Genomic DNA, 22,474 nt, shown 5'->3' with positions numbered 1-22,474 from the left:
TGTACGATGGCACACACCGTCGTCAGTGAAGTCGAGTCAGGGACGTACTGTAGTGTGCTGATAAGGAGTTCTTGACGATGAACTCCATTTTGGTAGTGGAGATCGCGGCGATAATCACGACCAGACTTTTCTTGGCATATTCTGTTCCACAGTACTGGGAAAGACACAGTTTCGGATAGCCTCTGGTTCCTATCCGGCGGCTCATTTGTTGGCTCGAATGGGGTAAACGGGTGTATATGAGATGCCCGGGAGAACACAAATATCAGGGAGCAGCAGTGGCCCCGTCTCTAGGGTCGTGAGCAAGCGGCGAGACGACGAGATCGTCGTAGGGGAACACTGGTTTCTTTGCCCGTCCGACTGCCTCGAAGCTGATGACGCCAAGCGCTTCCAGTGTGGTCAATTCTTCGTGGACGTTCTTTTTGTCACGGCCGACCAGTCGTGCTGTCTCACGAATGCTCTCGGGTTCTTCGTCTCTAATCACGCGCAAGAGCGTGTAAGTCCGCTCGTTGAACACGTCGGTCAGCTGGCTCTCGTTCGGGAATCGAACAGTAGCCGGCCGGTCAAGGTATTCTCCCTCTTTGAGTGTCTGAATCGCTTCGAGGCCTTCTTCGTACGGATTGGTCTCGTCGTCGACCGTGACCACGAGTACGTTCTGTTCAGTCATGGGTATCACCGTTGTCGTCGGATGGACCGAATCGTGTCTTCGGAATCTCGTCCCAGAACCGTTCGTAGAGTTCCTCGATGCCGGGGAACTCGACGAACTCGGGCTCCGGGTCGGGAGCGACGTGTAATTCGTGGCCTTTCGTATCCTCGTGTGAGTTATCGTAGCGACGGATCGTTCCGTCGTCGAGTGTCTCGGGACCGGCGGTCAGCGCTCCGTAGTGAAGCGTGTACCGCCATCCCGATGGATAGGCATTGTCGTCCGTCCGCCGGACAGACACGCGAATGACGGTCCCATCCTCGTACACTGTGGCGTTGTCGTATCCATCGAGGTCGTCGGCCGTTGGTTCCATCCGGTACTATGTTGGTTTCGTGGCCAACGATAAAGGGGTGTTGGTTCCTCAAACAACGCAGTAGTTCAGGGTCCAGCACATTGCGATAATCACGACCGTTTTCTTCGAGAGAACTGCTATCTCTGCTTAGCGTGAGAGGTACGAGTGGAAATCAAAGCCGCGTGGTCGGTGGCGGAGGGCTGTTCTCACAGAGTTGAGTTCAGAACGGTTGGGACGAATCAGGTGATAAGTGGGTCTGCTTGGTGAGAACAGCGTACCTCTTTCCCCAGCTTCCGAAATAGCGACTCTGGATAAAACTTTTACAACTTCTGGATGCTGGCTAAAACATGAGCGGCATTTCAAGAAGTCGGCTGTTAGTGTCTAGCGGAAGCCTTCTATTGGTATTTCAATTAATCGTGTTCCAGCAAGCTTTCAGTTTAGTCGAAAATGCCGGAGTTACAGGCACACTCAGAGATATTATCAGCGGTGGGCTGTTGCTCGTTGCCACAATCTGTATCACTAGCGGGGCGTATCTTCGGTATCAGCGTCCCTCGGTTACATAGAAACCACATCGAGCGACTGAATCTGGTCTGTCGAACCGAGTCGGTCAATCTCTCTGCTGTATTGACTGTCTGTCTGGTCGGTCGAGCATGCTGGGATAATCACGACCAAAAATTCTGTGGCCATGAGGTGATTCAAATCTTGACACTCTTTCATCCTATTCCTCTTTGCAGTCTCGATATTCTGACTTTCAAGAAGATCTATAGACTGATTTTCTAAGCACACTTTCCACCCCATCCGAACCATCCAGATACAGCGCCAATCACAAATCCAGATGCGTGACCGGCATTAATCCATGACGGCTCGAAATACGGTCCAGTGAACGGGTCAACTACCACCGATACCAGTGCTAGAAAACCTATGAGTGCAGCTACCTTCTCACTCCAATTGAACTGTTGATGACTCCTGAATAAGTGGATAAGCGAGTAACCGGCTAAGGCGTAAACGACCCCGCTTGTTCCGTAGAAGGCCAACGGGGATTCGGAGAAAATCCACATGAACCCTGTACCAGCCATGATGGTCAGGTATCCTGTCACCACCAGAAACAGAGAGTACCGTTTCCGATTCCAGTGCTTTTCCATTGGAATCCCTACCGCTAGCAATCCGACCAGATTGGCAGCAAAATGCGGGAATCCACGGTGCAAAACAGGCGAGAACGGCCATGCAATTACAGGATGAACTCCAAATATTCCTGTAGCAAGAATCTGGATGCTGTCCAGAGATGTGATAGCCGTAAAGGCGACTTCTAAGAGAAATACTGCTGCAACGATTATACCCAGCAGATACGTGAGCGTAGAATCACCCTCAGTATATTCCTGATAGGCCTTGTTCAACGCAGAGACAGCAGGATTCTCACTCATTCACTGTATTCTCCGGTCTCCGATGGAAAGTAACTTGCCTGTAAAAAGACAGTTTTCAGACCTTATCTAGCATCCCCAGTAGATAAGACAGGGCGGGGCCATCGTCCCTAACGAATGGATGACTATCTTCGCTGGCCGACAACAACAATATTCGCTGTTGTAACCGGAATCTCTCTACTAATAGCAGAACTGTCTACATTGGATCCATCGGGGAACGGGCAGCAAGTACTAAGCACACTGGCATCGATACAAGCCGCAGTCTTCGCAATCGTATTCTCCGTCATCATCCTGGGAATACAGCTCTCCACGTCCCGGTACTCCACCAGGTTAGCCGACTTATTCAGAACTGACGGAGTATACAAGAAGACAGTAGGCATCTTCGCAGTCTCCCTCGCTGTGGATGTCGCTGTTCTCATCGCTTTCAATCATATCTCAATCTATCTTCTCAGGTTCTCACTTTCTTACGCTGTTGGATTAGCAGCCACCTCGTTCTTTTTGCTGTACTTTTTCGTCGATAGAACACTGCAGCAGACCACGCCCGATGGAATCATCAAACGGGTCAAGCAAGAGCTCACGCCATCCCAGATTGTAGCTGACGCAGAGGCCGCGGACAATGATCCATCTGAGACAGACCCGTTTCTCGTACCTGTATCCATCATCCGGGCAGCAATCATTGATAGAGACGTACCAGCTGCAACACGAGGCCTCAACGTAATCGACAACCAAGTTGAAAAACTGCTAGAATACGCTTTTACAGATCAACTGGAAGACGAAACCCCGGTAGGCGACTCCGTTGAGGAGCTTTGTACAAACAGGCTTCCCAGCGCCGGAGAAAAAACGGTCGAGGAAGATCTGTATGAACTCGGAACAGAAACTGTCGGCACAATCTCCTCGATCGGATGCAATGCCGTCGATCAAGGACACGGATCAGTCACAGTATTCAGCTCTCAAGGTTTGGCCGAACTGGTTGGCACGGTCGATTTCGATACCACCGGTGAGAAGATCCGGAAAAAGGCAGTAGATGATTCCGGTGAAATGTTAAAGGAAGCGGCTGATGCAGATCTTTGGGATGCTGCCGGGACAGGTATTCGGGTGCTTGGTTGGCAGGCTGCTGGGTCAGTCGTACGTCGAGGCCCTACAGAAAGACAAAGATTTCCGTACAGTTCGTTATCACTGAAATACATTCCAGACGTGTTTGCAGAGGTCGTGGACGGTGCTTCAGACGATGTCGATGAAAACCGTATCTTCAATACTACTCGTAGGGACGACAATGATACCTCTCCTGTAGAGTGGGCCTTGTGGAGTTGCTATGCTTCGATGACTGAGGTCACTTCTGCCTTCATTCGATACGAGCTCCGACATGGCGAAGACATTGTCGACTGGAGCAGTGCGGGAGGTGGATGGACAAAATGTCTTTCAACATTGGCCGATTCCGATTTTGACTCATTACTTCAGTACTGGTTGGGTACGATCCTATATTTGGAGTACATAGAGTTCGAGGCAGATAACCGGGTGATGTCTGACTTCCGTTCCGCTGCCCGATACGATGTTTCACCGGATGTGGTGGAGAAGGCTATAGACAATATTCTGGACGGTCACTCTGAACCGCAGAAACATATCGATTATCTGCCGGGGCAGATTGACCCTGTTGAGTACCCTCGGACAGGCCACCGTGTGCCACCGATCTCTGACCCAAAACGCTCGTTCAAGGACTGGCTGGAGCTACAGAAAGGAGTATATCTGGATCGGGCAAAGGGCGAAGGAATGTTTGCATCTAAGATCAGCAAGGACGATGGGGACTCGTAGCGCAGAGTTATATCTTGGGTTGAATACCCCTGTATCGATTTGTAAATCAACGGTCTCTGGGCTTCAAAAACCATTCTCGTCTCTTATACTACAGAACGAATCTGAGGACTATAACCAATCAACTATGTAAAACACAACGGCATCGAATACGAAATCACGGAACACGCAAGGCTACGGTGGACCATGCGAACCAACTCTTCCACAGATCTGAAGACAAAGTATGGAAACAACGCTGTCAGAGTCAACTTGGCTGATGGATACTCTCGAGGTTTCTGGAAGCAAGAACACGGTGCAATTCTTCTCGTGACATGTGACTCGATTTCTACGGTTATCCCAGACACAGATTTAGAACTGAGAGAAGATTTGTATCAGTGCCAGAACTGTGAAGCCCTGATAATGGAGGACTGCAGACTCGATAACTGTCGCTGATGCGGAGAAACAGACTACGAGGAACCTGTTACCTCACTATCGGGCTGAAGACAAATCTCTTCAGTTCTGTAATTCACTTCCACCAGGAAGCCACTGAAATGGAACTGTACAAGGCTTCGGCCGATTTTCCTGACGGCGTCGGCTTTCCTCCAGCAGTGAATCTACAACACTCCAATCCGTATTCTATGAGCCGTCACCTGAGATACACTGATACGGCTCTGTTGAAGTCCTATCGTTCCAACATTTGTCTCGCTGGAATAGCCGTTAGGTAGGTGTGTATATTGACCGGCGTGAGAACACATGGAGCCAACCCCGACTGAGAGCACGAACGAAAATAGTTTTTGAGAGCAGTGGACGTACTATACACATGCCCTCTGAGAAGGTCTGTCCGGACTGTGAGGAATCATTAGAGCAGATGGAATTACAGGGGACAGACGTCATGGGAACGCTCTCTATCGTTTCAGAAGCGTCAGACGACGGATTTCTTAGCAGTATGCGAGCGGACGAAATACTCACGCCAGTTCCATACGTTTGTCCCAATTGCCGACGAACTCTCCTGTATGCCGAAAAGTAACCGATAAATCAGCTATCTGTATCTAACGTTCAGAGTGCCTTGTCGATGTTGTGAGTGAGACAGCCGACAACGAGTTCACGGAACTGCTTCCACCAGCGCCGTGAGCGGACGAATGCCCCGTACTTGCGTTTGAGGCGAGAATTTACGGTCTCGTTCTGACTGCGCTGACCGTAGAGATCGGCGTCCAGTCGAGCGTTCCACGCCTTGTGAAGCGACGAAAATTCTCGATGCTTGATGACCGGACGAACACCAGTTTCACGGGCTAACGCCCGAATCTTCTGGTCGTCGTATCCCTTATCGCCAAGAAGAACCGCTACTTCTCCGGTGTTTCGCTTGATGAGCGACGGCGCAATCTGCGAATCGTGTTTTCGCGTGGTCGTCACGTGTAAGTCGATGATTGCGTTCACTTTCGTGTCTACGAGAAGCGTGACTTTCAACTGCTGAATCGTCAACTTCGTTCGCTTCGTGTAGTGCTTTGAGGCGTGACTCCGGTCGAAGCCGGAGGCGTCGATACCAACGACACCGTTGGTCGGGAGGAGTGTGACAGAAAGGTTGAGTAGGACACGCCAAACCGCCATATCAAGCCGATTGAACGCCTTACACAGCGTCGAGGGAGACGGAAGTTCCTCAAGGTCGATGGCGCTCCGAATCCGGGGCATCTCGATGAGTTCGTCGAGAAGCGTTCGGTACGTCGTATTCTTCCGAACCTTGAGACACAGCAGAACGATGTGTTGGTGGAGTGTGTACCGGCGTTTCGAGAACTTCGAGGAGTACCGAGCGACAGCTCGCCGAGCCAAGTGATACGCCTGCTCAACAAACCAGAGTAACCGCGACTTCGGGAGGGCCTGCATTCTGTCAAACTACCGGGCGAACCTGTAACACTCTGAGGATTTCAACAGAGCCACTGATACTGTTAAACCAAAACTGGAGTACACCTAGATTATGAGAGAAACTTGCAGAAGAGATGCAATAGCAGAGTTTTTGTAACTACCAGTCTCCGCCAAACGCTTATAAAATGTAAATGGTTACTACCTGGCACAAACGATGCCTCTCTGCCCTGACTGTCGAGACGACGCATTGAAAGGTCTGATCCAGAACGCCGAACAAGAGTGCGATGAATGCGGGGAAACGTTCTGAACCCATGCCACTGTGCCCTGACTGCAAGGACGGAGCACTGACCCACAGCGCCGAGCTCGGAGACGGAGAAGAGAAAGACAAACACACCTGCGACGAATGCGGAGAAACCTACTAACAACACAGCCATGCCTGTATGCCCAAAGTGCAAGGACGAGTCAAGTTTCAGTCCCCTCAAGAAGAACAAGGGAGACCGCGTCTGCGACGAGTGCGGCAGAGAATTTTGAATGACCGACAACGAGGGCAGCGACGACGAAGAAGACGGCAGCAGTGATAGTGATGTAGATCTTTCTCAGCTGGCCCTCGAAGAAATCCGGCTCCGATACCAGGAAGAATCAGACCGGCGAACCTCAGTCGAATCCAAGATCGGTACCGTACTGACCGTCGATGCAATCATAGTCTCCGTAGTCAGCATCTTCTCCAGCCTCAACATTATGCACTACGCAGCGATGGCGGTCGCACTGATCTCAGTGTTCAACGGGATCTCCGCTCTCTGGGTCCGGGACTACCACAGACCTGGACTGGATGAAGAAGACTATCTGCAGTACATCGATGATCCGCCGGAACCGGTTCGACGTGAACTCGTCATATCCTACCTAACGGTGATTACAGGCAACGAGGAAACTGATGACCCAGAGATGTTCTTCAAAGGGAACCGGACCAGGAACGATGAGAAGCTGAAGAAGCTAGATCAGTGCCTGAAGTTGACCGCTGCATCACTGACCCTGGTAATACTACATCCAGTTCCAGGCCTGATCTAAGGAACTCCACCTACAGGAAATCGTAGCGGTTGATGTACTCTCGGATATGAGTTTTCGGGATCCCGCTGTCCAGCAACGATTCGATAATCTTCCTTTCTTCCTCTTCATTCACTTCTTGGACCCTCTCCTTGGCCGCGATCAATTTCTCAAACCGTTCAGGGTAATCGGAGTCGCTCAGCTTTTTCAAACCTACTCTATCCTCCTCATGCTCGTCACGCACCCAGACCAATTCACCATCCTCTACCCTGACTTCAGCCTCGTACACATCTTGACTGGCAAAGAATGAGTCTGAATGACGCCGGTACAATACTTCGTTCAAACCAGATCTGAAGACCAATCTATCGCGGGGGAATGATCCCATCGACACGAAAATATGATCCTGGATTTCACAGAGCTGCTCAGAGACATGCCCCGTGACGATAAACTGGGTATCAAGGTTCAGAAGCCAGATCCTCCGGGATGTCTCCGCGTGCGCCAATACGATATCGTAGCTTCCTGAAAACTCGTTACCCAACTGCCGGGCCTCCCGGAGATAATGTGTATGGGAATACGGAATCCCCAGTACCTGTAGACCGTCAAATTCAGCGGTTTCCCCGGATATTTCTCTTGCGTACTCCAATTCCTCGGTTTGTTCGACTACCGCTTCATAATTCGAGTACTCATCGTGGTTCCCCTCTATCGTGAAAGATGTGATCTCCAGTTCCTCTAAGTACTCCAGTAGCTCGATGAACTCGGAGGTATGCTCCTCGCTGTTCATGCCGTCGTTGATTATATCTCCTGCAAAGAGAACCAGTGAGGGTTCCTCATCAGAAATCTCGGTTTCCAACGTTTCTAAAGTATCCGTGTCAGGGGTCTCCCACAGAATATCGCTGATACAGAGAATCGACATTGGAAGGTACTAACTGATGTTTCAGATTCAACTGTCTAATTTTCAACTAGTACTTGGTCAAGTACAGAGAACTCTGACGCTCTCTGCTAATTTGAAATGTAGCCTATGATCTTGATGTTCTTGTATCCCGGGGTCTCAGTTTCCGCTTCCCGATCGTCACCTACTGGTTCCTTCAGAGAATCGCTGTCCAGTTCGTAGCTGACCCGCCACTGGAAGTGGGTAAACCCTGTTGTTTCCTCGTCGACGGCGTCAAAATCTACTTAGGCATCGCTCTCGTCGAGCTTATAGGCTGTGAGATGGCTATCGATGTTCTCGACTGTGTCGACGACAGGACCGTCATGCCTCGGCATTTATCGGACACTTCGGACAGATGGCCGCTGTTGTCGAATTGTCATAGTGAAGGGTTGCGAAGGACTGTTTTTACAGAATCCTGACCGCTCCCCACTTCAGCGAATCCAACGCCTCATTTGAGGTCTCCGTAAACCGCTCTGCCAGCTGGCCATTATCTAGACTCGTATTGATGTTCCCTGCAGAATGCGAGATCATCGAGAACTGCTTCTCCACCTTGTTGATTCTCTCCCTCTGACGCTCTCCAAGAAGATACGATGCCTGAAGACGGACCTGCTTCAACTCATCCTGCAGCAACAGGATATCCTCATCGGTTAGTTCTGAGTGAGCGCTGTCCGCCGATTTCAAATCAGCTTCTGAGAGCTCCCGTGTCTCCTTCAATACAGATCGAAGCCGGTCCAAGTCACGCTTCCTACGACGGAGAAACGCCCATCCCTGAGCAACAGTACCTCCGAATATCCCGCCCAGAAAACCGAGAACCGGAGCCGAAGTCAAATCCATCATCCCTCTACTTTCCGTCCATCAAGTTCCGAAGGTTTTGCTGCGTGTTCGCATCCTCATTGACATCAAAATCAGTTGCCGCCGCGATCTTCGCCATCCCTTCCTTCGCATAACGATTTCGGATTTCAAACTCAGCTATCGAATTCCCATCCTCACTCGGTTGCTTCCGGAAGATACGTCCACTACCATCCTCGAACTGAATTACGTAGAAGTGTCGGCCATCGTCATCAACGAACTCCTTGAAGCTATCCAGATTCACCTCAAAGCTGTCGGCATCGCTGGGCATACCCAGGAATGTATCCCCTCCTAACTTATACCCCGGCGTCATAGCCAGCATAAACCCGGATTGAGGATTACTCGACGTGCAAAGCTTGATGTCTACTTACCAGAAAATCACGTACAAGTAGTAATCATGGCTGGTGCAACCATCAAATCAGTATTCGTCAAGACCGCTCCTTCAGAACTCGAGGACGACGACAACGTTGGATACGAGCTGCTGAAAACCAAGGACGACTACGACAGCCCAACCATCATCCAGGAACTCCCCGACCGGAACGCCGTGGGCAGACGATACACACTGGTAAGCGGAGCACACGTCTTCCCGGACGACGTCCAGGCAACGATGAAACCGTACTTTGACAGGGCAGACTTCGACCATCACCTCAACCCAGGAACCTCGGACACCGTCGAAGAACAAGAAGTGCGTGTCATGGTCGAAACAGCGGACGGCGAAGACTATCACATCCAGAAGCTCGACCAAGAGCGGTACTACGTATCCAGCGACAACAAACCGGTGAAACCACCGCAAGCCGTCAATCAGAAAGCAGAGCAGGTGTTCCCCGATTACGAACCAATGCTGTAACCCTGATTGAGGAAGAGGTCTATCCTCGGTACAGGTCTTCCAGATTCTCAGTGAAGTTGATGTACTGGCGACCCACCGTTTTAACCCTCTATCCTCCCATTCGATTTTGGACTTCCTCGACTTGAACCACACTGCCCTCAGACCTATTTCCATCACAAACGCTTCTCCTCAGAGATGCCCGAATTTCTGACCACAGTGTCAACAATTTCAACAAACTGGAATAAATCTACCAGTGCTGTTGTGTTATTTACTTAGAACAATCGTCTTCACACCATAGCCTAGTCAAGAAAGAGCATACAGCGGTTGGTTTTATGTTACGTGCTAATTACGTAAAGCCATGGCTCTCCAGCAGATTTCCAAGGAAGATATCGCGGGCTGGAATTCTCTCGATGCTATCGCTGATTCCTTCAAGAAGCGTGGACTGAAGCCACGGGAAAATCTCGGCGAGGAGAACGAATTGGTCCTTCAGCTCACCGACACCGAATTCATCGTCGTTGTCGAAGCGGGGCCGGGCGAATCGGCGACGGATTTCAAGCCGGACAATCGAAACCGACGGACGAACCTCGTCGCGACGAACGACTACGAGGATTTCACCTTCCTGACTCGTATCCGGAGCTGGGAAGGCCAGCAGCATGGCCGCATCAAGCACCAGAAGCTCTCGTTCACCAAAGAGCAGATGACGAGCGAGAGCGGCGAGAAGAATACCGTTCTCCAGAAGCTCAATAGCATCGAGTACGGCTCTGCTGACGCCATTCAGGACACACTCTACGACACCAAGCAGGTGGTCAAGGAGTTCTACCAGCAGTTCGAGGAGCTTCGGACAAATCTGGTCCAGGAAGTCGCCAATATCCCCGACAATCGTGGAGACGCAAAACAGCGGTACGTCCAGGTCCTCCTCGACCGGATGATTTTCCTCTACTTCATTCAGGAGAAGCGGCTTCTCGACCGCAATATCGAGTATCTACACGAGAAGCACGAAGCGATCGTTGACGAGGGCGGCGACGTCTACGACGAGTTCTATCACCCACTGTTCTTCGAAATGCTTGCGGAGGGGAAGCAGGACCCCGACTTCGGGAGCTTGCCGTACTTGAACGGCGGATTGTTCTCGAAGAATCCGGTCGAAGAGGAATTCGAAGACGCGCGATTGGGCGACTCGTCAGAGCAGACGAACGAATACTTCGGGGATATCTTGGATTTCCTCTCGGACTGGAACTGGAACGTCGACGAGCGCCTCGATGTCGTCGACCCGAAGAATCTCTCGCCAGCGATTCTCGGACACATCTTCGAGCAGACGGTCAACCAGAAAGAGATGGGGGCGTACTATACCCCCGAGGAGATCACCGGGTTCATGGCTCGACATTCGATACATCCCTATCTCCTTGACCAACTCAACGACGCCGTTGACGCGGAATACGATACAATCGATGACGTATTCGGTTTCCCTTCGGTGGAGGCAGAAGCAGATATTACTGCGCTTGCTGATGGCGGGGCTGTAACAGCCCAAGCACCTAGCCAGAATATCGAGACTCAGCACGTCGAGACTCTATATCACGACGTGCTGACTGAGATGCGAGTGCTCGACCCTGCGGTCGGTAGTGGTGCATTTTTGCTCGCATCTCAGGAGGTCCTATTGGATATCTATATGCAGTGTATCAACCTCTTTCAGCAGTTGGAGTCTGAGGGGAGAGGATGGGAACTGGAGAACCGGACGCGTGAGGAACTGGAGCACATCGAAGGCGGACGGGGTAACGCATCGTTGTACGCTAAGCGCTCAATCATCCTGAACAATCTCTATGGTGTCGATATCGACGATGGTGCCGTAGAAATCTGCAAGCTTCGCTTGTGGCTCTCAATGGTTGCGGATATCGAGGATGAACCAAGCGAAGTAGAGCCCCTCCCCAACATTGACTTCAACATTCGACAGGGGAACTCACTCATTGGGTTTACTGAGACAATGGAAGTTGCGACGGAGGCGGGTGACGGTTCGCTGAATAACTGGGGTGCCGGGACAGAATCGAGTGTCAGAGAACTCTATGAGGACGTTATAGAGGCGATCGACCGACACCGGGAAGCTACGAGTGCGAAAGAGGCGACCAATGCCCGGCGATTAGCTGAATCTCGTATAGCCTCACACAGTGAAGAGTTGGATGAGAAGGTTCTCAGCCAGTTCAAGGAAGCTGGTATTGATGATGTTGATGCGGATGTACTCGAAGAATTCCATCCTTTCCACTGGGTCCTGGAATTCGCACCAGTATACCGGGATGGAGGCTTCGACGTCATTATCGGAAACCCACCGTGGGACGTCCTAACGGTAGATCGAGACCATTTCTTCCCGAAGTACGACGAGCGATTTCGCACCCGCCCCCCAAGCGAAAAAGACGAGATGCAAGAAAAGCTGCTGGAAGATCCGGAGGTGCGTGAAGCGTGGGAAGACTTCCAGCGTGAGATGGAACTCAAAGCAGAGTACTACAATACCACTACCCAGTACGAACTTCAGAGTCCGACTGTTGGAGGGAAAACGGTCGCCACGGAAAATGAACTCTCGCTGTTTTTCTTCGAGCGAACGACTCAGTTAGCGAGTGAAGACACGTACGTGACCCAAATTATGCCGGGGAGCTTCTTCCTCGGAGCTACTGGCAAGGACTTACGCCAATATCTCATAGACCACACCACACTCGAACATTTTGTCCAGTTCCAGAATAAGCAGATATTCGATGAGCTGGATGACCGGTATCGGTTCTCTGTTTGTACGTTTAAGAACAGCGGTAGTACAGGGGCTGTGAAGGGTGGATTTAGCAATGGAGACGTTTCGATACTGGAGCATTTCGAAGAGCGTTCGATAGATGTCCCAGTAGAGGTTCTCAAACACTATTCGCCCGAAGCTGGAATTTTCCCCTATTTCCGGTCTCAGAGCTTAATAGACGCACTGCGGAAAATGATTCAGTATCCTCCTATCGGTCAGGAGGTTGACGATACATGGTTCGCTATCCTCTATATGAAGGAATTGGATCGAGCGACGGACTCTGACCGCCTTATTGAGTCAGAAGAGGAGGGAGACTACCCAATCTACGAGGGGAAGAACATCCACCAGTTCGCATACGACAACGAAATCGAAGAGAATCTCACTCCAATCTCTCTGTGGGGCGTTAATGAGGATGACCCCGAGCTAAGTGCCAAACATAGAGTTCGAATGAAGAATTTCAGGTCACGAGATGTAAACACGAGCCTGAAGAAGTCCATCTATCAGAAGTTCGATGGCACGGGCTCACAGAAGGGATTCGTCAACGATCTGTTGGAGCAGCACGGCCGGCCAGAGTTGTCGAAAGAGGATGTCCTTTTGGATTGTACTGAATACCGTATCGGGATTCGAAATATCGCGAGAGCGGATGACGAACGAAGCCTGATCGCGACAGTACTACCGAAAGATGTCGTAACTGTCCACACTATCTGTACAATCCGCCCGTACGTTATCGACCCCAGCGAAGAAGACCTCGGAAACTATCCTATGCATAGCGCCTACAATCGGGCGTTCACCGATAAAGAACTCTTCGTGGTGGCTGGACTTCTCAACAGTGTTCCGTTCGATTACCTAATGCGGACTAAGGTAGACAGTCATATCGTCCAGTACAAATTCAATGAGTCCCAACTACCACGTCTCACAGACGGAGATGACTGGTTCCACTACATCTCTGATAGAGCTGCTCGGTTGAATTGCTATGGAGAGGAATTCGCAGATATGCGTGAGCGTCTTGGAGGTATTGACGCTGCAACGACAGGAGACGAGCGTCAGCGCCTTCGGGCTGAAATTGACGCAGCAGCCTTCCATGCGTATGGGTTAGAACGTCGTGAGGTCGAATTTATACTGGATGACTTCCACAGAGTCGAGAATCCACGTCTGATGGACGAGGAGTACTTCGATATGGTCTTCGAGAAGTTCGACCTGCTCGCAGAAGAGGGGCCCTTCGAATAATGGTCTATCACGTCAACGGACAGGGCCTCGATGCCTTGGAACCAGCGAGCTTCGAATCAATAGACGTCACGGAGGCCAATATCGAAGAGTGGGTTATCGAGACGCCTGAAATTCTAGGTGAGGATTTACTGGTCGTTGCGTCACAGTATGCCAAGTTCGACCGGACTGCCGAACGACCCGATGTACTGGCACTTGACCCCGACGGCAAACTGGTCGTAGTCGAATTGAAGCGAGACCGTGCAGATGCGACGACCGACCTCCAAGCGATCAAGTACGCGAGCTACTGCTCGACGATTAGCGCAGAAGAGCTCCAGCAGGATTATCGCGGCTTCTGGAATGATCGCCGGGACGAAGAGGACCAGCTGACGCCAGATGACGTCGGGGAAGCCTTCAGGACGTTCCTCGGTGAAGATGTCGGGACCGCTGAGGACGGGTATGCTGACTTCGCACTCGACGACAGACCGCGAATCGTACTAGCAGCAGGCAGCTTCGGTCCGGAAATCACGACACCTGTGGTCTGGCTTGAACGCGAGTTCGGGATGGACATCACCTGTGTAGAACTGGAGGCTCACCAGCGTAACGATCAGGTCTTTATTAGTTCCCGACGGGTGCTCCCGGTTCCAGAGGCAGAGGAGTACATGGCGAAGCGTCGGCAGAAAGAGCGGAAACAGAGTAGGAGTACCAGCCGTGCAGAGCGGGCGATTACAGTCCTCCTCGAGGCGGGCTTAGTCGAGGAAGGGGATATCGTCATGTTTGACCCGGGGAAAGTTCCCAACGACAGCGAGATAGAGTACGATGCGGACACTGACTTCTGGCGCGGTCGTATCACGGGCAAGACTGGCCGGAGCAACAACGTGGAGTGGCTGGAAAACGGGACCGAATATTCGTTCACAGCACTTGCACAGGCCGTCTTAGAGCGAGCGACTGGGCGAGAATTCAACGTCAACGGCTATCCCTACTGGAAACACTCAGAGCACGGAATGAGCCTCTCTGAGTTGCGTCGAACAGAGGTTGGCGACATCGATTGGTAACAGAAGTCACCTATTTTCCGATGATCCCCCAGCAGAGTAGCCGGGCCTGAACGGCACTCTCTCCCACGAGCGTGTCCTGATACTCGGACGATGTCTTGATGTTCTCTTCAAGGAACGCATCCACCTCAGCAAGAAACTCCGAAGGCGGCCACTCAGGGAGAGATTCGTACTCAGGATGATTTCGGAATGTCTCCCGTAGAATACGATCCTCGTCTGTGTTTTTGAGTTTGACCTCGTTTAGCTGCTTCTGTAAATCGGCAGCCCACTCTCCCAGCGTGTCGTGGTCGTCTACCGGAGCAGTCTCGTCGTCGTGATTCAGGAGAATATAACCACTCAAGAAGTCCAGAATCGTTTCCTGCTCCTTCGAGAACTTTTCACCCTGCTTGAACGCAGCACCGACTTGTCCTTCACGGATTGATTCCAGCCGGTTGTCCAGGTGCTCTTCGATGTCCTCACGGTTCGATAATATGGAGTCGGTGTTCCCATCGACAGGTTCGCCGCTGGTGCCCGGCTCGATTCCGAGATGTCGAACTGGGCGCTCTTTCACTTCACCAGCGAACGGTTTGTAGTAGAATGCCCGCCGGACACGACCGAGCGGAGCGGGCTCGGCTTCACCGCTGTCTTCGTCCTCGAACCAGAGATGGGCGAGTCCGAACACACCTGGTTGTGGGCCGGACTCGTGGCCGATAGCGTTGGTGTATAGCATTTCACGCTCTCCTGGTGCCTCATCGAGATACTCCTCGGCGAACTCGAAATCATCAGTGTCGAGTTCGAAGTCGTCGTTCAGCTCCTGCTTCAGCAGATACCGCTCGAAGGCAGCACTCTCGTCGCTCCCCGCGTTTCGGAGCAGGGGGTTCTTCGAGGTGTCGTCCAGTTCGTTGTAGTCGTCGACCTCGCGAGACTGCCGTAGCGACTCCTCAATCTCCTCAACTTCGAGTTCGCCGATAGTTTTCTGCGTCTCGACGCCTGCCCGCTCCAGTACGGCGTCCTCGTTGGGGTCGAGAATATTGTTCTCTTTGCCGACGATGAGCGCGATGTCGTCGATCTTCGCCTGCAGACGCTCCAAGAGTTTGATCGCCGCCTCGATGTCGCCGTCGGGGTAGAAGTTGTGAACGTACTTTTCCGCCGTCGACCCGATGCGGTCGATTCGCCCGACCCGCTGGACGATTCGCATGGGATTCCACGGCAGGTCGTAGTTGACAACGACACTGATGTCCTGAAGGTTGACCCCCTCGCTCAGTGTGTCGGTGGCGACAACGTACTGGAGTTCTGTTTCGTCACTCTCCGCGAGCGTCTGTTGATAGCCCGCTGCGTCGGGTGCGAAGCGCCGGATGATGTCCTGCTTGTTTTCGTCGCCGCCTTTCACCACAGCGCTGTTAGCCGACGTGAGCGGGGACTCTGGGTCCTCGATGAGCGTCCGATGGACGTAGTCTGCCGTCGCTCGGTACTGGGTGAAGATGAGAACCTTCTGTTCGTACCCGTTGAGCACCGTCGCCAGTCGGTCAATCTTCGGGTCCCGGAACTCTCGGAGTGCGAAGACTGCCTCGTAGAAGTCCATCGTTTGGGTGTCGGCGTCAACGAGTTCACTCCGATAGAGCACTGGATTGTGGTCCTCCTCGGGGACTTCAGGCAAGACTGCTGCCCCATTGTCTGCGAGCCACCGCTCCAGCTCAACCTCGGCATCCGCGACGCCGCCAGCGTCCTCGGCGACGCGTCCGATGAATCGCGAGAGAAAGTATGCGATGAGTGTGAGGTCCTCTCTGATGTACCGCTTTACTTCACCAACCGTCGCATCGGCCAGCTCGAGGTCACTGTCGTCGTCACCGCTGTCAGATCGGAGAGCTCCCGTATCGAAGCCGAACTCTTCCAGATTTTGCTCCAGGTCTTCGGCGGCATCCTCCCCCTCGACAAAGTCGTCGATAGTGGTGGCGGCTTCGTCATCCTGGACGGCTCGAAGTACCTCGATATCTTCGTCATCAGGTAGGCCTTCCAGAAATCCGAGCAACGACCGCTCGCTCTCGTGGAGTGTTTGAATCGACTGGACGAAGGCATACGTTGACGACTCCAGCCGCTTCAGTAGATTGAGTTTGTAGAGCGCTTTCAGCGTGCCACCCGCCTGCGGATTGCGAATCGTGATATGGGGGAGGTGGAGTGCATCCATCACGTCCGGGAGCATCCGATAGATGGGTTGGTACGCTGGCGGGAGACTGTACTGCTCCTTGTGGAGTGTCGGTGGCGAGAAGTCCATCTTGAACTCCTCGTCCTCCTTGATTGTCTCCTTGACGTGCTTCCGAGTCCGGAGGACCATCACCTCGTTCAGAATCTCGGAAATCTCCGTCGAGTGTCGCTGGAGCTGCTCGGTCAGTTCCTGTTCTTCGTCCTCAGTCACCTCCTCTTTCCCAGCCGCAATGCGCTTGCGCTGCTCCGATTTCTCGATATACTGGTCGAAGGCATCGAAGTCGAGTGACGCCTTGTTCATCAGCTCCTCTGGGCTGGTAAAGAGACTGATGAGGTTCTTCAGGTCCGTTGCTGAGTTGTTAATCGGCGTCGCGGTCAGCATTATCATTGTCTGCTCCCTGAGCAAGCGGAGATTAGCATGCCGACGCGTCCCCTGGTACGCGTCGTCGTGCCCAGGGTTCGGATTCCACTTCCCCGAATTACGGAATCGATGGGCCTCGTCGATCAGCACCACGTCGAAGGCGTCGTCGAGTTCTTGAACGTCCTCGTATGAGAGGTTCTGGAACTTACTGATGCTCATTACCCGGAGGTGGGTCTCATCGACTTCGAGCCCGAAGAACGGGTCCCCGTCTTCGTCAGTGGCGCTCTCCAAGAGATCGGCCCACTGCTCGGTCAGGTTTGCCGGAACGACTAGGAGACATCGGTCGCCCCGTTGTCGGTAGTCGTAGAGCAACTCACTCCCGATGAACGACTTCCCCAGACCGACTGAGTCGGAAATGATACAACCATCGTACCGCGATAGTTTCTCCTTGGCACTCTCATACCCGAGCGTCTGGAAGTAGTAGAGCGGGCTGTCACGTGTACCTACGTTCCCGCTGAGTTCGTCATAGGCGAGCAGCTTGTACATCTCGAAGGGCTCGAGATATGTTCCGAGTTCTTCGTCGTCGCTGTCGTCCGATTGCTTCTGTTTCCACTGCTTGTACCGGCTGCTATTCTCGATGATTTGTACGATCTCCTCCGAGAATTCTTCTGCATTCGCCCACTGGTTGTCGTACCACTTTTCGAAGGCCCTGGCATCGCCGCGTTCCTGACTTGTGAGATTGAGCTCGACGTTATTTCGCTGGCCACTCTGAGAGAAGTTTGACGAACCGACGATGGTTACAGCTGCCCGGCGGTCCGTTTCGCCCTCTCGAATATCGGGGTCGTCAACGGCACCACGGAAAGACACCCCCTTGGCGTGGAAATAGCCCTGTTCGGGATTCCGGACCCGTATATCGACTAAATCATTTGCAATGAAGTCGCGCAACCGGTCGAGCCGTTCCAGCTGGGCGTTGTTCAGGCTCTCGATGTCACTCTCCAATTCATCCGTAAACTGTTCTCGGAGAGTCTGTCCTTCAGAGATCTCCTCTGCTGTAGCCCGATTTGTTTTTCGACCCATTAGAATCCGTAGCGGAGCGTACGCCATCTCATCCGGGTCACGTAGGTTCGCTAAATCTTCCTTGATGAGATTGAACCCGGAGAGATAGAAGTAGCCCGTCGCGATGCGTATCTCCTCACACTCGGGGCTGACTTTTCGGTATGCATCTTCGAGTGTGCCGTCAGTATTGTCGACGAGTGGATCCAGTGATAACATCAGATAGTTACCACTGGTTGCCAAGTGTGTTGAAAACTTCGCCTCCCCTGAACGTCTTCGTTAGTAATCGTCGAACGAACTCTGGTCGTCAAGGAACTCCTCTACAGTCTGCTTGATTGCTTCTCGCTCTGCCTTCCGCTCAATCAACTCACTCTGGTATTCTTCCTTCAGGGTGGCCAGAATCGTGTCCATACTCTGTCCCGAGACGCTGTCCTCATCGTATCCGTAGAGTTCGACACTGGATCCCATTCCTTCCTCTGATGGGTTATCCTCCTCAATCAAACCGAAGTCCAACAACTTTGATAGCAATTCCTCGGTTAGCATATCGGCTACAACCTCAGTGTCGTAGTGCGGAACGTTCTGTTGGTCGTTGATAAAGTTGTGAATTTCAGCGCGCGTGAAGTTTCGAATCGACCCATTGTCCTCACCAGTTCGATTCCAGAGAATCTCTGAGAAAGTATGCTCCATGACCGTGAACGGGTGTGAGTCCGGGAAGAACGATGGCGTGAGCAATGGACAGTCTGCAATCCGGATTCCATCACCGGTAAGCATCTCCGCCAGACGGCTCTCATGCACTGATTCGGATTCGGAACGAGTTTCGAACTGCTGGTGGAGCTGGAGAGTTTCGTCTTGGAAGCGGTTCAGCTTCCACAGATAGATGGGTTCATCCGGGCTTTCCTCACTTTCTTCGGCCTCTATTGCTTCGATTGCACGCCATGCTTTCTGACCAGGAACACACAACACACGCTCAACGTTCTCGAAGGAGACGCCGGTCTTGTTCTCTAGATGGTCTGCGTGATTTAGGATGATGTCGCCGGCATCCCGAATCTGTTCAAGTGCGTTTCTCGGGGAGGATAAGCCTGATTTGCATTCGATAGTAACGATCGTGTCCCGGTCATCATGCCCTACAATAGCGTCGGAGTTCCGAAGCGCGGGGTCAATCTCGTACAGTGGTTCAGTTCCGAGCAGCTTCCACCCTGTCTCATCGAAGATGGTCGATGTGGGGCCGAAGGCCGTGATGGTTGAGTCGAGAAGGTCATCGTGGTTCTGCTCTGTCTTGATTGCCTTCTCAACTCGCTTTTTGATGATATTCTCGGTATCTTCGGTCTGACCGAGACTCTCTTGCTTGATTTCTTCCTTGCGGTCGCGCCATCGAGGATGATGATCCTCAATATACGAATAGATGTCAGCGGCATCGTCACTAGGCGCGACCTCGTCGCACATGTTTACGTCTCAACTACCACACTTGCATCTGGGTCAATGTTGCTCTGAACGAATTCGTGGAATCGAAGGAAGGAACCAAGATTATCATCTGTCTCCTGTGGGAACACCCGAATCTCGTCCTCACTGGCCTTGATACGGAACTTGTTCTTTTTCTTGGTGTCCATCACCTTCGACGAGAAGTATAGCGACCCTTCCTGTTGGAAGGAATCAACCAGAAGGTAGCCTTCCTCGTTCATCCGCGATTTGACCTTTTCAACCTCGCTGTATTCGAGCTGGCCACTCAGTTCAATCGATGCAGGCTCGGAAGTCGGAACGCTGAGCGTCTCGGTGGTGGCGAGCATCTTGAACTCTGACTCGCCGTATGCTTCCTTGATCTCGAGGGCTTTCTCGATGCAGAGTTCGACGTATTCGAAGAGTGTGGTCAGGTCACCACGCCCGAGGGAGAACACACCTTTGCGTGTGATGCGGAATTTAGCTTGGTTTGGGACGTTGAAGGTGATGTTGCGGGGCCGGACACCGTAGTTCTCCTCCATCTCTTCGAGTGCTTCGATGCCATCATCGCCGTAGTACTGGATTGTGCGCTCAACTTCAGGCCGAATCCGGCAGGGGTAGTCACTGTCCTCTAAGCGGTCAGCGACGAACTTTGTGATTTCAGCGATTTCCTCGTTCCTGATGATTTCTCGTCTTATGTCCCTGAACAGGCTAGGGCCTATGTACAGGTAATGGAGACCTCGCTCCCCATCTAGAAGCTTGGCCACGGTGTATTTGATCTCCTTGGTCTTTCGCTGGTCAGTGTAGAATAGGGTTACACCGCTCTCTTCGTCGTAGTAGAGGTAGAATTCGGCCATTCGTTCGCTGCCATTGTCTTCCTCTTCGGCTTCTTCTTGCTCTTCTTCCAGGATTGCGTCGTCCGGGGCGTCGCCACTGGTCGTATATGTGCGACTGATCTTCTGAATTGCACCGAGGTCTTCGATTGTGTACCCTCGTTGGGTGAGTATCTCGAAGAATTCCTGTTTGGAGAACTGTGAGAGTCCGGCTACAATATAGAGGTCGCTGGAAATGTTCTCACGTGCGCTGCTTGCGAGGTGGTGGTTGAAACTTGCGAGGTCGTCGAATGAACTTTGTTCGACCTCAAAGACGCCCATTGTGCCATATTCTTATAGCTGGCTACGTAAGCGTTTACATAGTGACTATTTTGTTGTTATCGCTCTCAGTGAGCGGTCTAAGCGTGTTTTAGCTACATTCCTCGAATTAGATAGGGCAATTTTCCAGAGCTATAACGAATAGTGGGTACCTGATGTATCCGTGATATCAGGATAGCAGATGTGTCCCAATTCTATCAAGGGTATCGTTTTCCGTAGATAGGTAGTCCTTCTCACGGGCCGTTCAAAACCCGGACAGTTTATCAATTGAGCTGTCGCCGCAGAAAGTCCGGAGTAGATCCCCCCTCACTCGCCTATGGGTCTTCCTCCATAGGCTTATGTCTATGGAGATGATAACATAGGCTAGCGGATGGCGTCCTACACGACAATCGAAGACTGGCGGGATGTGAAAGACGGCTGCGTTGTTGCAGTGACCATCCGACAAACGGACCATGAAAAGTACCCGTGTGGCTGGGACTACAGCCTGCATCTCGGTGAAGTTGGGGGCGATACTATCCTCCGATACGACAACGCTCACGAACGACAGAAAGGACACGAGCGCCACACCCAGACCGATGTCGAATATATCGAGTTCCCTGGGATGCTCACGCTGTACGACCGGTTCAAACAAGAAGCCGAAGAACTGTCACCGGTCTCATGGAATTGGTAATCGGTAGGACGCCTCCAGGAGGAACACAACATGCCAACGCTCAAAGTCACAGTCGGTGAACGCGACCGTCTCGATCAGCGTACCCGCAGTCGTATCAAAGCTGCACAGGAGGGTCAGGATCTTGAAGACGTCCAACCGGTATTGAACTTCGACTCGTACACCGAACTCAGTCGGCTCCTCAGCCCAAAGAATCTGGAACTGTTAGAGTCGATCTCGGATCACGGTCCTGAAAGTATTCGCGAGGCCGCTGAACTCGTCGACCGGGACTACAAACAAGTTCATCGGAATCTCACTGAACTCGAGTCGATCGGTGTTATCGAATTCGAGGGAGGTGGTTCCGGGCAGGCAAAGAAACCGCTATTGACCTACGATGGGCTTGAAATCGATATCCCGTTCGCTGGATCAAGTGATAATATTGGTGCTGCTGCGCCCTGACATTCACTGGGGTCTTTCCACTCCTGACTCGAACACTTCGCATCACGATTGGAACTCGTCCAGAACGCAATAGCCTCGAAGACACGCTCGGGGCTATCGACGCTGGTGACGGCGTATATCCCAATCCATCCCGACTGAGCATCGAGAGTCTCACAACCTTCGGCCGCATCTTCGGGCCGACAAATCTCGAACTGCTCGAAGCCATCGTCCAACACAACCCTTCGAGTATCCGAGAGCTCGCTCGTCTCGTCGATCGTCATCCACCGGAAGTCACTGAGAACGTACACGAACTCGCCGACTATGGCCTCATCGAACTGGAAGACGAAAGCCGAGCCAAGCGCCCGACGGTCTGGTACGACGAGCTCGAGTTCTCCGGCGCTGTTCCGGTTCAAGGGCTCGACACCGACAGTGATACCCCAGTAGCTCCGTAGGGTGTCTGGTGCAGTCTTTTAGGGTATATTCACCGGTGAATAA

At 52.3% G+C, this 22,474-nt stretch carries 18 protein-coding genes; 8 read left to right on the top strand and 10 right to left on the bottom strand.

What is annotated here, in order from left to right; genetic code table 11:
- Positions 1–262: 262 nt before the first annotated feature.
- The 3 genes from NJQ98_RS00680 to NJQ98_RS00670 form a co-directional block, all read right to left on the bottom strand.
- Positions 263–664, bottom strand: coding sequence for an HVO_A0114 family putative DNA-binding protein (locus NJQ98_RS00680; protein WP_262174619.1), 402 nt, complete (start codon positions 662–664; stop codon positions 263–265).
- Positions 657–1,013: a toxin-antitoxin system TumE family protein gene (locus NJQ98_RS00675; RefSeq protein ID WP_262174618.1), complete on the bottom strand. Its 357-nt coding sequence runs from the start codon at positions 1,011–1,013 to the stop codon at positions 657–659. The genes NJQ98_RS00680 and NJQ98_RS00675 overlap by 8 nt, the downstream gene beginning before the upstream one ends.
- 755 nt (positions 1,014–1,768) lie before the next feature.
- On the bottom strand, positions 1,769–2,413 hold the full coding sequence (locus NJQ98_RS00670) for a rhomboid family intramembrane serine protease (protein ID WP_262174617.1): 645 nt from the start codon (positions 2,411–2,413) through the stop codon (positions 1,769–1,771).
- Between the two features lie 114 nt (positions 2,414–2,527).
- On the opposite strand from NJQ98_RS00670, the gene NJQ98_RS00665 reads away from it, so the two are divergent.
- Positions 2,528–4,219 carry a DUF2254 family protein gene (locus NJQ98_RS00665; RefSeq protein ID WP_262174616.1) on the top strand — a complete coding sequence of 564 codons (1,692 nt, stop codon included), beginning with the start codon at positions 2,528–2,530 and terminating at the stop codon, positions 4,217–4,219.
- Between the two features lie 1,032 nt (positions 4,220–5,251).
- On the opposite strand, the gene NJQ98_RS00660 is transcribed toward NJQ98_RS00665, so the two are convergent.
- On the bottom strand, positions 5,252–6,073 hold the full coding sequence (locus NJQ98_RS00660; RefSeq protein WP_262174615.1) for an IS5 family transposase: 822 nt from the start codon (positions 6,071–6,073) through the stop codon (positions 5,252–5,254).
- A 510-nt stretch (positions 6,074–6,583) separates the two neighbouring features.
- Here NJQ98_RS00660 and NJQ98_RS00655 point away from each other — a divergent pair.
- Positions 6,584–7,117, top strand: coding sequence for a hypothetical protein (locus NJQ98_RS00655; RefSeq protein WP_262174613.1), 534 nt, complete (start codon positions 6,584–6,586; stop codon positions 7,115–7,117).
- Positions 7,118–7,127: 10 nt separating this feature from the next.
- Here NJQ98_RS00655 and NJQ98_RS00650 read toward each other — a convergent pair whose 3' ends face one another.
- The 3 genes from NJQ98_RS00650 to NJQ98_RS00640 form a co-directional block, all read right to left on the bottom strand.
- Positions 7,128–8,006, bottom strand: coding sequence for a metallophosphoesterase (locus tag NJQ98_RS00650; RefSeq protein WP_262174612.1), 879 nt, complete (start codon positions 8,004–8,006; stop codon positions 7,128–7,130).
- Between the two features lie 420 nt (positions 8,007–8,426).
- Positions 8,427–8,855, bottom strand: a complete 429-nt coding sequence (locus NJQ98_RS00645; RefSeq protein WP_262174611.1) for a hypothetical protein — start codon at positions 8,853–8,855, stop codon at positions 8,427–8,429.
- A 7-nt stretch (positions 8,856–8,862) separates the two neighbouring features.
- Positions 8,863–9,141, bottom strand: a complete 279-nt coding sequence (locus NJQ98_RS00640) for a hypothetical protein (protein WP_262174610.1) — start codon at positions 9,139–9,141, stop codon at positions 8,863–8,865.
- Between the two features lie 126 nt (positions 9,142–9,267).
- Here NJQ98_RS00640 and NJQ98_RS00635 point away from each other — a divergent pair, with 126 nt between their 5' ends.
- From NJQ98_RS00635 to NJQ98_RS00625, 3 genes are all read left to right on the top strand, one after another.
- Positions 9,268–9,717 carry a hypothetical protein gene (locus tag NJQ98_RS00635; protein ID WP_262174609.1) on the top strand — a complete coding sequence of 150 codons (450 nt, stop codon included), beginning with the start codon at positions 9,268–9,270 and terminating at the stop codon, positions 9,715–9,717.
- A gap of 337 nt (positions 9,718–10,054) precedes the next feature.
- Positions 10,055–13,687, top strand: coding sequence for a BREX-1 system adenine-specific DNA-methyltransferase PglX (locus NJQ98_RS00630; protein ID WP_262174608.1), 3,633 nt, complete (start codon positions 10,055–10,057; stop codon positions 13,685–13,687).
- Entirely contained in the window at positions 13,687–14,718 is a 1,032-nt protein-coding gene (locus NJQ98_RS00625) for a PDDEXK family nuclease (RefSeq protein ID WP_262174607.1), read from the top strand. Before NJQ98_RS00630 ends, NJQ98_RS00625 begins: the two co-directional genes overlap by 1 nt.
- A 10-nt stretch (positions 14,719–14,728) precedes the next feature.
- Here the strand turns inward: NJQ98_RS00625 and NJQ98_RS00620 are convergent, their stop codons facing one another.
- The 3 genes from NJQ98_RS00620 to NJQ98_RS00610 are packed head-to-tail and all read right to left on the bottom strand — an operon-like array spanning position 14,729 to position 20,898.
- A complete protein-coding gene (locus NJQ98_RS00620) occupies positions 14,729–18,529 on the bottom strand; it encodes a helicase-related protein (protein WP_262174606.1) in 3,801 nt (1,266 codons plus the stop codon).
- Positions 18,530–18,589: 60 nt separating this feature from the next.
- Positions 18,590–19,753, bottom strand: a complete 1,164-nt coding sequence (locus NJQ98_RS00615; RefSeq protein WP_262174605.1) for a hypothetical protein — start codon at positions 19,751–19,753, stop codon at positions 18,590–18,592.
- Positions 19,754–19,755: 2 nt separating this feature from the next.
- The gene (locus NJQ98_RS00610; RefSeq protein WP_262174604.1) at positions 19,756–20,898 is read right to left on the bottom strand and encodes a hypothetical protein; all 1,143 of its coding nucleotides are present in this window, start codon (positions 20,896–20,898) and stop codon (positions 19,756–19,758) included.
- 367 nt (positions 20,899–21,265) lie between these two features.
- Between NJQ98_RS00610 and NJQ98_RS00605 the strand changes: the two genes are divergently transcribed.
- The 3 genes from NJQ98_RS00605 to NJQ98_RS19060 are packed head-to-tail and all read left to right on the top strand — an operon-like array spanning position 21,266 to position 22,431.
- Positions 21,266–21,565 carry a toxin-antitoxin system TumE family protein gene (locus NJQ98_RS00605; protein WP_262174602.1) on the top strand — a complete coding sequence of 100 codons (300 nt, stop codon included), beginning with the start codon at positions 21,266–21,268 and terminating at the stop codon, positions 21,563–21,565.
- 30 nt (positions 21,566–21,595) lie between these two features.
- Entirely contained in the window at positions 21,596–22,000 is a 405-nt protein-coding gene (locus NJQ98_RS00600) for an HVO_A0114 family putative DNA-binding protein (protein ID WP_262174601.1), read from the top strand.
- A gap of 23 nt (positions 22,001–22,023) precedes the next feature.
- Entirely contained in the window at positions 22,024–22,431 is a 408-nt protein-coding gene (locus NJQ98_RS19060; protein WP_348533564.1) for an HVO_A0114 family putative DNA-binding protein, read from the top strand.
- The last annotated feature ends 43 nt before the right edge of the window (positions 22,432–22,474 follow it).

It is taken from the genome of Haloarcula laminariae, assembly GCF_025457605.1.
GTDB classification, from domain to species: domain Archaea; phylum Halobacteriota; class Halobacteria; order Halobacteriales; family Haloarculaceae; genus Haloarcula; species Haloarcula laminariae.
Note: the sequence above shows the minus strand (reverse complement) of the source record. Positions and strands in the feature narration are given on the sequence as shown.

Excerpts from the sequence above, each read along its gene's own strand:
- NJQ98_RS00680 (WP_262174619.1), bottom strand. The coding sequence starts at position 664 with ATGACTGAACAGAACGTACTCGTGGTCACGGTCGACGACGAGACCAAT.
- NJQ98_RS00675 (WP_262174618.1), bottom strand. The coding sequence starts at position 1,013 with ATGGAACCAACGGCCGACGACCTCGATGGATACGACAACGCCACAGTG.
- NJQ98_RS00670 (WP_262174617.1), bottom strand. The coding sequence starts at position 2,413 with ATGAGTGAGAATCCTGCTGTCTCTGCGTTGAACAAGGCCTATCAGGAA.
- NJQ98_RS00665 (WP_262174616.1), top strand. The coding sequence starts at position 2,528 with ATGGATGACTATCTTCGCTGGCCGACAACAACAATATTCGCTGTTGTA.
- NJQ98_RS00660 (WP_262174615.1), bottom strand. The coding sequence starts at position 6,073 with ATGCAGGCCCTCCCGAAGTCGCGGTTACTCTGGTTTGTTGAGCAGGCG.
- NJQ98_RS00655 (WP_262174613.1), top strand. The coding sequence starts at position 6,584 with ATGACCGACAACGAGGGCAGCGACGACGAAGAAGACGGCAGCAGTGAT.
- NJQ98_RS00650 (WP_262174612.1), bottom strand. The coding sequence starts at position 8,006 with ATGTCGATTCTCTGTATCAGCGATATTCTGTGGGAGACCCCTGACACG.
- NJQ98_RS00645 (WP_262174611.1), bottom strand. The coding sequence starts at position 8,855 with ATGGATTTGACTTCGGCTCCGGTTCTCGGTTTTCTGGGCGGGATATTC.
- NJQ98_RS00640 (WP_262174610.1), bottom strand. The coding sequence starts at position 9,141 with ATGCCCAGCGATGCCGACAGCTTTGAGGTGAATCTGGATAGCTTCAAG.
- NJQ98_RS00635 (WP_262174609.1), top strand. The coding sequence starts at position 9,268 with ATGGCTGGTGCAACCATCAAATCAGTATTCGTCAAGACCGCTCCTTCA.
- NJQ98_RS00630 (WP_262174608.1), top strand. The coding sequence starts at position 10,055 with ATGGCTCTCCAGCAGATTTCCAAGGAAGATATCGCGGGCTGGAATTCT.
- NJQ98_RS00625 (WP_262174607.1), top strand. The coding sequence starts at position 13,687 with ATGGTCTATCACGTCAACGGACAGGGCCTCGATGCCTTGGAACCAGCG.
- NJQ98_RS00620 (WP_262174606.1), bottom strand. The coding sequence starts at position 18,529 with ATGTTATCACTGGATCCACTCGTCGACAATACTGACGGCACACTCGAA.
- NJQ98_RS00615 (WP_262174605.1), bottom strand. The coding sequence starts at position 19,753 with ATGTGCGACGAGGTCGCGCCTAGTGACGATGCCGCTGACATCTATTCG.
- NJQ98_RS00610 (WP_262174604.1), bottom strand. The coding sequence starts at position 20,898 with ATGGGCGTCTTTGAGGTCGAACAAAGTTCATTCGACGACCTCGCAAGT.
- NJQ98_RS00605 (WP_262174602.1), top strand. The coding sequence starts at position 21,266 with ATGGCGTCCTACACGACAATCGAAGACTGGCGGGATGTGAAAGACGGC.
- NJQ98_RS00600 (WP_262174601.1), top strand. The coding sequence starts at position 21,596 with ATGCCAACGCTCAAAGTCACAGTCGGTGAACGCGACCGTCTCGATCAG.